8 protein-coding genes are annotated in these 12,299 nt (G+C 66.4%); 4 read left to right on the forward strand and 4 right to left on the reverse strand.

The window, feature by feature from the left end; all coding sequences use genetic code 11:
- Positions 1-658, reverse strand: a 658-nt coding sequence (locus I8J29_RS25905) for a copper homeostasis protein CutC (protein ID WP_208850272.1), incomplete at its 3' end; no start/stop codon positions are given.
- A gap of 152 nt (positions 659-810) precedes the next feature.
- Between I8J29_RS25905 and I8J29_RS25910 the strand changes: the two genes are divergently transcribed.
- Genes I8J29_RS25910 through I8J29_RS25925 form a run of 4 tightly spaced genes read left to right on the forward strand, consistent with a single transcriptional unit; the run spans position 811 to position 5,251 of the window.
- On the forward strand, positions 811-2,373 hold the full coding sequence (locus tag I8J29_RS25910) for a spore germination protein (RefSeq protein WP_338113285.1): 1,563 nt from the start codon (positions 811-813) through the stop codon (positions 2,371-2,373).
- A complete protein-coding gene (locus I8J29_RS25915) occupies positions 2,360-3,466 on the forward strand; it encodes a GerAB/ArcD/ProY family transporter (protein WP_208850273.1) in 1,107 nt (368 codons plus the stop codon). Before I8J29_RS25910 ends, I8J29_RS25915 begins: the two co-directional genes overlap by 14 nt.
- Positions 3,463-4,668, forward strand: a complete 1,206-nt coding sequence (locus tag I8J29_RS25920; protein WP_208850274.1) for a Ger(x)C family spore germination protein — start codon at positions 3,463-3,465, stop codon at positions 4,666-4,668. Before I8J29_RS25915 ends, I8J29_RS25920 begins: the two co-directional genes overlap by 4 nt.
- 4 nt (positions 4,669-4,672) lie before the next feature.
- The gene (locus I8J29_RS25925; protein ID WP_208850275.1) at positions 4,673-5,251 is read left to right on the forward strand and encodes a hypothetical protein; all 579 of its coding nucleotides are present in this window, start codon (positions 4,673-4,675) and stop codon (positions 5,249-5,251) included.
- A 47-nt stretch (positions 5,252-5,298) separates the two neighbouring features.
- Here I8J29_RS25925 and I8J29_RS25930 read toward each other — a convergent pair whose 3' ends face one another.
- From I8J29_RS25930 to I8J29_RS34290, 3 genes are all read right to left on the reverse strand, one after another.
- On the reverse strand, positions 5,299-6,960 hold the full coding sequence (locus tag I8J29_RS25930) for a DUF4091 domain-containing protein (protein WP_208850276.1): 1,662 nt from the start codon (positions 6,958-6,960) through the stop codon (positions 5,299-5,301).
- A 5-nt stretch (positions 6,961-6,965) separates the two neighbouring features.
- Positions 6,966-7,613: a carbohydrate-binding family 9-like protein gene (locus I8J29_RS25935; protein ID WP_208850277.1), complete on the reverse strand. Its 648-nt coding sequence runs from the start codon at positions 7,611-7,613 to the stop codon at positions 6,966-6,968.
- Positions 7,614-7,960: 347 nt separating this feature from the next.
- Positions 7,961-12,298, reverse strand: a complete 4,338-nt coding sequence (locus I8J29_RS34290; RefSeq protein ID WP_208850278.1) for a S8 family serine peptidase — start codon at positions 12,296-12,298, stop codon at positions 7,961-7,963.
- Between the last annotated feature and the right edge of the window lies 1 nt (position 12,299).

Here is a 12,299-nt window from a genome sequence, read left to right on the forward strand (position 1 = left end):
TTAGGCGCGCCGGGTCCAGCGGCTCCGCCTGCCGGCCGCCCCGGCGCACGCCGGAGCCGAAATGCACGGCGCGGACGCCCGTCTCCCGCGCGAAGCCGGCCGCCGTCTCCGGCGTCAGCCCGCTGCCGGCCATGACGGCCGGTCCCGCGGCGCCCGCGAGCCGGACCAGCCGGGCGATCTCGCGCCCCGCCTCCAGGACGCTCGGCATGCCGCCGGACGTCAGCACCGCGCGGATCAACGGGTACCGCGCCAGCGTCTCGTAAGCCTCTTCCAAGTCGCGCGTCTCGTCGAACGCCCGATGGAACGTGACGGGCAGCCCGTCCGCCGCGTCGAGCAGCCGCTTCAGCTTCTCCTCGTCGACCGTGCGCGCCGGGGTCAGCGTCCCGAGCACGAACGCGCTTGCGCCCGCCAGCCGCAGCGACCGCATATCGCGCATCATGCGCTTCATGTCCGCTTCATCGTAGTCGAACGATCGGCTGTGGGAACGAATCATGACGTGCACGGGTATCCCCGCCTCAGCCGCGGCTTGCTCGACGTCCGCGGCCGCCGGCGTCAGCCCGCCTTCCTCCATCGCCGAGACGAACTCGACGCGGTCCGCCCCGTGCGCGGCGGCGATCGCCGCGTCTTCCGGCGTCAATGCAATCACTTCGAGCAGCATGCCGCAGCTCCTTTCGTCTCCGTCTCGCAATGCTCATTCCCTCTCATTATAGGGGACGGGGCCGGCGGCGCCAACGAACGAACGCGGCGCAGGATAGAATTTTTCCGATCCGGCCATTCTAAGGGAAATAAAGCCAAGGGAGGAAAACCGCGGTGTTCAGGCATGCGATCTCGGGGAAACGACAGCATCAGCCCTTCATAGACAGCGAGCCGATGCCGCCGCTCGGCAGCCGCGCCGAGGACAACGCCGCCGCCATCCGGCAGCTCCTCGGCGCGCCGTCGGATTTGGCCGTCCGCACGTTCTCGATCGGCGCCGGCAAGCATATCTGCGTCCTGCTGTGCCTCGACGGACTCGTCGATAAACAGCTAATCAACGAACAGGTGCTGAAGCCCCTCATGCGGCGCTTCGAGGGCGAGCCGACGCCCGAACCGGACGGGCTGACCGCGATGATCGAGCAGGAAGTGCTCTCCGTCATCGAGGTCCGCCGCGAAGACGCGATGGACGAGATCGTCCTCGGCATCCTGTCGGGCGACACCGCCCTGTTCGTCGACGGCAGCCGCACGGGCATCCTGCTCGACAGCAAAGGCTGGGAATGCCGGGGCGTCGAAGAGCCGCAAACGGAATCGATCATCCGCGGCTCCAGGGAAGGCTTCAACGAAATCATCCGGACCAACACCGCGCTCATCCGGCGCATCCTGCGCGACAGCCGCCTCCGGTTCGAGTCGTTCAAGCTGGGGCGCCGGACGAAGCGCGACGTCGTGCTCATCTATATCGAAGGCATCTGCAACCCGACGCTGAAGGATGAGGCGGTCCGGAGGCTTAAGAGCATCGACATCGACGACGTCGCCGGCTCCGGCACGGTCGAGCACCTCATCACGGACAGCTTTCTGTCGCCGTTTCCGCTCATGCTGAACAGCGAACGGCCGGACAAGGTGACGGGCGGCCTGCTGCAGGGGCGGCTCGCCATTCTGGTGGACGGAGACCCGTTCGCGCTGATCTTTCCGATCACGTTCGCCTCGAACATTCATTCGCCGGAAGATTATTACCAGCACTGGATCATCACGTCGGCCACGCGGATGCTTCGCATGCTCGCCACGTTCATCGCGACGTTCCTGCCGGCCATCTACATCGCGCTGCTGGAGTTCCATCACGGCATGATCCCGTCTACGCTCGCCTTCTCGATCGCCGGCGCGCGGGAGGGCGTGCCGTTCCCCGCCGTCGTCGAAGCGTTCGTGATGGAGAGCACCCTGGAGCTGCTGCGCGAAGCCGGCATCCGGCTGCCGAAGCCGATCGGCCAGACGATCGGCATCGTCGGCGGCCTTGTCATCGGCGAAGCGGCCGTGGCCGCGGGCATCGTCAGCCCGATCATGGTCATCGTCGTGGCGGTAACGGCCATCTCGTCGTTTTCGTTTCCGTCGTATTCGTTCGCGATCGCGCTGCGTCTCATCCGGTTCGCGACCATGCTGGCGGCCGCGTTCTTCGGTCTATACGGCATTATTCTCGCCTTCATCGCGATCAACATCCATTTCGTCAATCTGAAGAGCTTCGGCGTGCCGTATTCGGCGCCGCTCGCGCCGTTCTTCTCGCGCGATTGGAAAGACCTCTTCGTTCGGGCGCCCGCGAGCATGACGAGGGAGCGCCCCGAACATCTCAACCCGCTGGACCGCTACCTGGCGGACGACAGCCAAAGTGGTGACGACAATGAAATGGTTTGAGTACGGCAACGACCGCGCCGGCACGGTCGAGGTAGCCGCCAGCGTCGCGTCGATCGTCGTCGGCGTCGGCATCTTGACCTTGCCCCGGCTCGTCGCCCAGACGACCGAATCGTCGGACGGCTGGATCTCCATCGCGGCCGCCGGCGCGGTCGCCATCTTCCTGGGCTGGGTGATGGCCCGTTACTGCGGGCTCCTGCACGACCAAGGCTTCTACGCCTTCAACGCGAAGCTCGTGTCCGCGCCGGTGTCGGCGTGCTTCACGACCCTGATCGCGCTCTACTTTATCCTGTATACCGCCTACGAGGTCCGGGCGATCGCCAACATCTCGAAGCAATACTTGTTCGAACGCACGCCCGTGGAATTCATCGCGCTCGCCTTCCTGCTCGTCGTTGCCTACGCCGTCGCCGGCTCGCGGGAAGGCATTCTCCGGCTCAACTTGATCTTCCTGCCTCCGGTCATCGTCATCGCGGCGGCGGTGCTCGTGTTCAGCATCGGCATTTTCAATATTCACGACCTCCGGCCGTTCTTCGTCACGGATTGGAAAGGCCTCGCCGCCGGCACGAAAAACAGCATTTTCTCGCTGATCGGCTTCGAATCGATCCTGTTTTACAGCACCATGATGAAGTACCCCAAGGCGGCGCCGCGCGCGGTGGCGATCGGGCTCTCCATTCCGGTGATGTTCTATCTGCTCCTGTATCTCGTCTGCGTCGGCGTCTTCACGCAGCCGGCGCTTATGGAAATCACGTATCCGGCGGTCGAACTGGCGAAGGAAGCGCAAATTCCCGGCGAGTTCTTCGAACGGTTCGAATCGCTCTTCTTCGCGATCTGGATCATGACGATCTTCAATACCGCATCGATGTCCTTCGACGTCTGCGTGCACGCCTTGGACAGCATGATGCCGCGGACGGGACGGATCAAGTGGGTCATCGGGATCAGCCCGGTCATCTACCTCGTCTGCATGTATCCGAAAAATCCCGGCGAGGTCGGCAAGCTCGGCGATCTCATCAGCTACAGCGGCCTCACCGTGGCGATTCTGGTGCCGATCCTGCTGTACCTGTACGCGCTGATGCGAGGCGCGAGGGCGGCCGCATGAGCCGCCGCAAAGCCTTTCTTGCCGGCTTCTCCGCATTCGCCCTGCTTGCGCTGACCGGCTGCTGGGACCGGGTCGAGATCGACAAGCGGGGCTTCGTCGTCGGCGTCGCCATCGACAAGGCTAAGGGCGGCCAAAACAAGGATCGAAGCCGCAGCCCCGGCTCGCTGATCAGCGGGACATTCCAGTTCATCGTGCCCGCGGGGCTGAAATCCTCCTCCGGCAGCTCCGGCCGCGATTCGAATGCCGGCCGAAGCTACTTCAATATCGGCGTCGAGGAGAGCTCCGTGGCCGCGCTCACCGCCAAGACGGCGGCCAGGACCAGCCGTTCGCCCTATTACGAGCATTTGAAGCTGATCCTGATCTCCGAGGATATCGCGCGGGACGATTCGAAGTTCTCCGACGCGCTCGACTTCTTCCTGCGGGGCAAGGAAATGCGGCGCGACATGCACGTGCTCATCGCCGCCGGCAAGGCGCGCGAGATCTTGAACGTCCGCCCGTACAACGAGAACTACCCCGTCGCGTATCTCGAATCGACGATCGCCAACACGATGAAAACCAACTACATGCTCAAATCGTCCCGGCTCGGGGATATCCATGAGCATTTGCTGCGCGACCAGAGCTTCACCATCCAGCTCGTCCGCAAACGCGGAGACGGCATCGCGCTGACGGGCGCCGCGCTGTTCGACGGAACCGAACACCGGCTGATCGGCGAATTGAACGGCGAGACGACGCAAGGGCTTAATTTTCTGACCGGCCAAATCAAGGGCGGCGTGATCGAAACGGCGTACAAAAACACCGCGATCACCGCCGAACTCGAACGGGCCGTCCGCAAAATCAAGCTGACGGGCGGCGACGGACGGCGAATGAAGTTCACGATCGCGGTCGAAGCCGAAGGGACGATGGTCAAGTCGGTGAAAAACCTCGATTTGAACGACCCCGCCGTTTTCCGGGGCATCGAGCGGCAGTTCGAAGACGAAATCCGTCGGGTTGCCGGGAAGACGCTCCAAACGCTGCAGCATAAGTACAAGAAGGATGTCATCGGGCTGAACCGATTCCTGTACCAAAATCATTACCGCGCCTGGAAGCGCGTCGCGCCGGATTGGGAGCGGGGCGCGAATCTATTCGCGGCCGCCGACATTGAAGTCACGGTCCGCATGAACATCCGCCGCATCGGCGACATCAACGAATCGGAGAGGGGGTAGCGCGATGTGGAGCAAGCTCGCGGGGTCGGTTCCTTCGGGTACGATCTTGTTCTGCGCCTTCCTGTCCGCCGCGATCCCGTATCTGATCTATTCGATCAACCAGGCGCTGCATCGGCACGGCGATCCGCCGTGGATGCGGGCCGGCGCGCGGGCGGCGCAAGGTTCGCCGGGCAAGCCGGCCGCGAGCGGCGCGTCGGTAACGCGAGCGGCGCTAGGCGGTTCGGGCGCGTCGGGCAAGCAAGGCGGACAGACCGCGGAGCGCGCGAATAGGCAAGGCGGACAAGCTCCCGGGAACGCGCCGCAAACGCAAGGCGAGCCGCCTGCCTGGAGCGCCAACGCGCAAGGCGGGCAACCTGCCGATAACGCAAAGCCGCAAAACGCGCAGGCCGCGGGGAACGCAAACACCCAAGGCGGGCAGCCTGCGGGCAGCGCCAACGCGCAAGGCCATCAGGACGGTCAAAACCAGAACGGACCGGCGGACGCGCAAACGTCCGCGGCCGGCAATCCGCCCGGCGAAGCACCTCCTGCAGCATCCGGATCATCCGGATCATCCGGATCATCCGGATCAAACAACAAGCCTTGACGGCCGATGGGCCGCCAAGGCTTGTTTGGTCTTTTCGTTCCAAGAGGCTACGCCCGCTCCGCCAGCTTCGCGTTCACCCATTCCCGCTTGGCGAGCAGCCAGGCGGCGTCCCGCGGATAGCGGCTGAACGTAATCGGCTCGTCCAGCCCTTCCTCCAACCCCGCGATGACGAATTCCCGGCCATACTTCTCCTCCAGCAGCCGGAGCGCCCTCATATCCTGCAGCGCTTCGCGGAGCACTTCGAGCCGGATCGACTCCACCGGCCCGCCGTCCGCGCCCGGGTAGACGAGGAAGGCGTCGCCCGAAGGAAACGCGAGGCTCGCGTCCGTGACCCGGTACGGATCGATCGGGCCGACCGAGTACTGCGCGTACCAGAAGTTGAAGCCCCAGTGCAGGAAGCCCGCGAGATCGAATTTATACAGCTGGATGCCTAAGATCCGGTTGCGCGCGGAAGGCATGCTGAAGAAGCGATTCGCGACCTCCTTGTACTGCCCGCAGCAATAATACGTCCACAGGCCTTCGACCCCGTGATCCAGAAACGGCTCGATATGGTTGCTGGCCGGAATCGGGTTCTTGACCAGTCCTTTCTCGTAGAACGCGAAATCCGACAGCGCGTCGATGACCGGGTAGTCCCCCAGCAGCTCGCCGACCAGCCGGCTCGCGCGCGCATACGCGTCGATGTCCCGAAGCGACGGTTCGTCCGAGACATGGAACAGGCAGCGGTCCTGCAGGCCGTTCGCTTCGATCCATGCCAGCAGCGCGGGCACGAACTGCCGCAGGAACGCTTCGTACGCTTCGCCGCCCGCGTCCGTCTCCCAGCCGAAGATCCGCCGCTCCTCGCCGCCGACATCGGCCACGATCTTGGGCGCGTGCTTCGCCCCCCACTGCGTGAACAGATGCGAGAATTCGAAGCGCTCGATCCCTTCGCGCCGGCACAGCGCCACCCACCGCTCCAGCTTGGCGAAGCCGAACCGATAGCTTCCGTCCGCCTCGGCGCGGACGTCGACGAGCTGGACGGTCGGCCGTTCCCCGCCGACCCGCGTATCGAGCGGCGGCGTGAAGATCGGCGTCAGGATCACGTTCACGCCGTGCCTTGCCGCGGTGCGGACGTAGCGGCCGACGATCTCCCAGTGCCGCTCGCCGAACGCGTCGACGCCGTAATGGGTCGCCAGGCAATCGGCATGGAACCATTCCGTATGCAGCAGCTGCTGCTCCGGCAGCCGCAGCGGGACAATGTCGAGCTCGAAGTCCGTCTCCCCGAGCGGCTCGCCCTCCGCCGTCGCGAAGGCGACCGCGATCGCATGAACGCCCGGCCGCACGCCGGCGCGCGGCTCGACCGTCACCCAGACGGAGCGCCATTGCCCGGGAAGCGCAGCCGCGCCGGCCCCGTCCGGCAGCTCGAACAGCGGATCGGGATACAGGCCCGGGGCCGTTCGCAGGACGCCATCGTCGTGATCCGCGTAGACCGGCAGCTCGGACGGCGCCAAGCCGACCGCCCGGAGCGTAATATCGGCCTCGATATCCGCGCGGACGGATACCCGCATGCCTTTGATCAGCGCGTCCGCCCGGTAAGCGACCTGGAAGGACGCGACCTCGTTCTCCAGCGCGCTCGCCCGCCGATAAGGCGCTTCCCGCAAGGGCTCGTCGGCGAATACCTTCGCGAGCGAGCTGACGCACCGCAGTTCAAGCTTCGTTTCATTCTCGTTCATATCCGTTAGGCCTCCTCGTTCTTGTCCGGTCCGCCCGCGAACAGCAGCGTGCCGAAGCGCTGCGGGACGTGGTAGTCCACGGCTCCCGTCGGGCGCCAAGCCCAGTAGCGGCGCTCGCCCGACCGGTCTTCGTCGATCCGGTAGGCGTTCCAGCGCCAATACGTGCCGTCCGCGGGCAGCCGGCCGAAGTTCGCGAGCGGCAGCCGGATCTCGTAGATCCGGCGCGCGCCGTCTTCGCGGACGGCCGTTGCCATGCCGGCGGCATGCCACTCCGGCTCGATCGTCTTCGAGCCCCGCAAATCGTTGCGGATCCGCGCGTCGAACACGACGTTCCGCGGGCTGACCTCGAGCTCGTAATACATCGTGCCCGTCCCGTGCTCGTCCAGAAACAATTCCACGACGTCCTCTTCGTACAGCGGGTCGTCATGATTGCTCATCGTCGCGACGACATGGTCGTCCTCGCATTCGAACCGGAACCAGAGGTCGCTCCCGGTCCAGCAAGCCTGCACGGTCGTCCGCAGCGCCGGGGCGGCCCCCGTCACGACGTCCGTCAGCAAGGCGGGCGCGACGCCGTCCCATGGGACGGAGCCGTCGGGCGCCGGTTCGACGTACCCGCAGCGATAGAGGCCGAGCTCCGCATCCGAACGGTTCATCGCCTCGCCGCCCCTTTCGCACCCGCGGCCGCCTTCGCCTCTGAGCTCCGCGTTCGTTTGCCGCTTCGCCTTCCCGGCGGCCTGCGTTCGATTCGATGTTGCATGGCGCTCGCGCTCCTTCGCTCGGGGTCGCTTTCGGCTAATCGATTCTATTATAGAAGGCGGGCGGCGAAGAAGATTTACCGAATCGGCCGGATTATTTGCACGCGCCGGTCCGGCGCCGGGCGCCGATCGAAGACCGCTCGCCCCCGCGCGCGCCGCGGCGAAAAGCCCCCTATCCGCGTTCCGGATAGAGGGCTTTCGCTTGGCGCGGCAGGCCGATTATCGTCCGATCGGCAAGCCTCGCGTCAAATAAGGCTCGCGGCCGAAAGCAATTGGTAGAGCACTTTCGCGGCCGCTTCGCGCGTGGTCGGCTGAGCCGGGTCGAAGTAGAACCGTCCCTGCCGTTCGCTTCCCTGCATCAAGCCGGCCGCGGTCACGGCGTCGATGCTGGCTTGCGCGTACGCGCCGAACGACGAAGCGTCCGCGTAAGGACGATTCGGAGCGCCGTCCGCCGGCTCTACGCCAAGCAGCTTCATGGCTCTCGCCAGCATCACGGTCAGGTCTTGGCGCGACACCGCGTCGTTCGGACGGAACGCGCCGCCGCTGCCCGTGATCAGGCCGGCCGCATACGCCGCGGCCACGTCCCGCGCGAACCATTCCGTGCCTTTGACGTCGGCGAACGGCGCCTTCGGCGCGTCCTTGTCCAAGCCGGCCGCGTTGACCAGCATCGACGCCAGCTGCGCGCGCGTGACGGCGCTCTTCGGCGAGAACGCCGCCGCGGAGGTCCCGTTCAGCAGGAACTTGTCCGCGAGCGTCTGAATCGCTTCGGCCGCCCAGGACGTCTTCGCGTCCGCGAACGACGCGCGCCGTTCGGCGGCGGCATACGTCGAGAAGCCCGGACGCGCGACGGTCACGATCGTGCGTCCGTCCGCCGCCTTCTTGAACGCGGCCGGAACCGGATAAGCATGGCCCCCGTCCGCGTACAGCGCGCCGGCGCGGCCGGCGTCGATGCCCGCGTCCAGCGCGAACGCCTTGCGGATCGTCCGATCCGGAGCCGGCGCCAGCGGCGTCTCCTTGCCGTCCGCGAGCGAATACGCCGCGAACGAATACGGCGTGCCGAGCACGGCCGCTTCCGGATAGTCGGCGGCGAACAGCGCCTTGCCGTCCGCGGCGGGCGCGATGTCGACCGCAAGGCCGGCCTCGTCCTTCAGCGCCGCGAGCGGAATCGCGACCGACGCTCCGTTCCAGGCGAACGCGACGGCGCTGCCGGCCGGCGCGGACGCGAGCAGCTTCGTCTGCCCGGCGGTCAGCGTCAGGCGGGCGCCCGCTCCGCGCTCCGCGCCGTTCCCGGCGTCGATGCCGAAGACGGCCGGCTTGCCCTGCGCTTGGCTCAGCGCCTGCCGGAGCGCGTCGTCCGGGACGGTCACGACCGTCTTCCCGTCGCTTGCGGCGGCGCTGCCCGTCAAGGCAATGACGTTCTGGTGCGCCGCGGCAACGGCCGCCAGCGTAACCGGAGGCAGGGAATCGCCGTTATCCGGCCCGCCGGCCGGAGGCGCTCCGCCGCCTTGACCCGGATCGGACGGGTTGCCCGGATTGCCCGGATTGCCGGGGTTGCCCGGATCGCCCGGATCGCCCGGATCGCCCGGATCGCCCGGAGCAGACCCGTCGTCGTCCGCTTCTTCCTGCACGTACACCATCGAGCCGAGCGACTGGAAGGCATCGGCATCGTTCTGTTCGTTGATATGCGCGACCACCAGCGAAATCATGTACTGGCCTTCGGGCAGCTGCCTGACGACGTCGAACCCGTATTCGTCGACGTCTCCGTCCGCATGATAGCTGCCGTCCAGCTTCTCGAACTTGATCGGACCGGCTCCGAACGGCAGGCGCGTCTGTCCCGCTTCGTCGAGGCTGTTCGTGAAGGCCAGCGTGCCCACATAGTCCTGATCGAGGTTGAACACGTCGACCTCGGCGTAGTTCATGGAACCGTCGAGCAGGGTCGCCGTCGCGTCGATCGGCGCGCCCGGTACGATCCGCTGGCCCGACAACGCGAAATCCTTCAGGGCGAAATCGTTATCCCCGGCGTCGTCGCCGACGTGAACGACGAACGGCAGGTGCAGCGTCGGCAGCCCTTCGGCCGTCAGCCGGACTTCGCCTTCGTACACGCCTTGCGCCGCGCCGTCCGCGGCCGTCGCCGACAGCGAGAAGGCTTGGCTGGCTCCGGCTTCCGCCGTTACGGTATCGCCTTCGCCGAGCCCGCCCAGCGTCATGACGAGATTGCCGACGTCCGGCGTCGGCACCGGATCGTGCGGATCCGACGTGACGCTCGGATGGAGCACGACGGAGGCCGCGTACGTCACCGGCGCGTCCGACAAGTTCTTCACGCGAAGCGGCTTGACGACCGGCTCGCCCGCCGGTTCGATCGCGCCGAAGCTGACGCTGCTCGCCTCGCTCTCGATGATCTTCTCGTTCATCTTCTCGTCGTAGACCTTGATCGGATCCATCGCTTCGATGACGGCCGGGGTCAGGACGGCGTTCGCCGCGTTCGCCCGTCCGGCGCCTTGCGAGTAGACGTCGTACTGCGTCCCGCCGAGGTCGTGCAGCGTATCCGCCGTATTGGCAAGCGCCGCGCGCACGTCGCGCGGGGACCAGCCGGGATGCTCCTGCTTCATGAGCAGCGCGAGGCCCGCGACGTGCGGGGACGCCATGCTCGTGCCGCTGAGCCGGTAATAGGCGGTGTCGTAATCGGGCCGCGGCTCGATGCCGTAATCGATCTCGCCGTAAGCCGGCACGGTCGAGCGGATGTTCACGCCCGGGGCGCTGATATCGGGCTTAATGCCGTAGTTGCCGTCGGAGTTCGGGCCGCGGGAGCTGAATTCCGCGATCGTGTCGCCCGGCACGACGGTTTCCGGGAAATCCGCCCCGAACGTGAACCGCAGCGGCGCCCCCGCTCCGGCGGAATCGAGAATCCGCCGGGCCAGCGCGCGGCCTTCGGCGCCGGACATGTCGAACGCGGGAATATAGTCGCTGTTCTCGCCGAGGAAGGCGGCGGAGCCGATCTTGCCGTCCCGGTCCTCGACATGCTCGGACAGGTCGGCCGCGGCCGCGTCGTCCTTCAGCGCGTTGCCGTTGAAAATAATAATGGCTTTCGCCCCGCGCTGCATGGCGGTCTTGATCTTGTCCACGAACGCCAGCGTGCCCCGCGAGACGAGCACGACCTTGCCCGCTACGTCCGTCGTGTAATCCTCGTTCGCTCCGAGGCCGACGTACGCGGCATCCAGCGGTTCCGTGCCCAGCTCGGCGGCAAAATCGCTGCCGCCGAGCGGCCACGCCATAGCGTCTAGCGAATAGGCCGGATGCTCCGCCGTCAGCGAATCGGCGAAGCTGCCGCTGTAATGGCTGCTGACGCTCGTCGCCGCGGCGACGGAAATCGCCAGCTGCGCGCTTGCCGGCGAGCCCATGGAATAATAGTACGGCCCCGTATCGGCGGCATTGCCGCTCGCCACGACGGCGGTCACGCCCGCGAGCACGGCGTTGTTGACGGCGATGGAATCGGGCGAGGTCGGGCTCTTCTCGCCGTCCGACCCCAAGGACAGGTTAATGACGTCCATATGGTCCTCGATCGCGTGCTCGATGCCGTCGATGACCTGCGCGGAGGTGCCGGTAACGTCGACCTCGAGCGTCTGCGGGTTCATCTTGGCGCCGAGCACCTTGTACGCGTACAGGTCGGCTTCGTACGCGATCCCCTTCTGCACCGTCTCCGCGTTCGGATTGGCCGCGCGGCCAACGATCGTCCCGGAGACGTGGGTGCCGTGCTCGGAGCCCGCGAAGCCGAAGCTGGGGTTCGGCACGTCTTCGTACGGATCGTAATCCTTGTTGACGGAGTCGTATCCGCCCTTGTAGGCGCCTTTCAGGTCCGGGTGGTCGTAGTCGACGCCCGTATCGATGACGCCGACCTTCAGCCCTTTGCCCGTCAGTCCCTTCGCCCAGGCGGCGTCGGCCCCGATCTGGCGGATGGGATCGATATCGAAGTTCGGATCGGCCGCGATCTCTTCCGCGGAAGCGGCGGGCGGCAGCGGAATCGCGCGATACGTCAGGTTCTTGCTGATGGACTTCACGCCGCCCATGGCCGCGAGCTGCGGAATCCGGTCCGCGGGGACGGTCACTTCCATGCCGTTCAGCACCGTGTCGTACTTGTAGTTCACGTTAAGGTCGATGCCCTTGCCGGCCGCGGCGGACACGAAGGTCGACTGCTCCGCGTTCACCGCGCGCTCGGCCGATTCGGCCGAGAAGGAGCCGCGCGCCAGCTCGGAGGCGTGCCGGGCGGCGGCGACGGGCGGCTCGCTCAGCTGCACGATGACGTTGATGTCCGCCTTCGAAGACGTGTCGATGCCGGGGTCGACGACGGCGGGCTCCTTCGCGGCGCCCGCAGCCGCGCGGCCGCCGCCGGCGGCCATCAGCGCGAGCAGCTGCGCCGTTTCCGGCTTGCCGAGCGAAGGATTCGTCAGACCGGCGGACTGCGGTTCGCCGGCGGATCCGGCCGCGGAGCCGGCCGCTTCGCCGGTGCCGCCGAGCGGCGCCGTCAGAAGCATGGAGGCCGCGAGTAGAGCGGCCGTGCGTTGCAAGATAAGGGTGGATTTAGCCAAG

Source organism: Paenibacillus artemisiicola (assembly GCF_017652985.1).
GTDB classification, from domain to species: Bacteria; Bacillota; Bacilli; order Paenibacillales; family Paenibacillaceae; genus Paenibacillus_Z; species Paenibacillus_Z artemisiicola.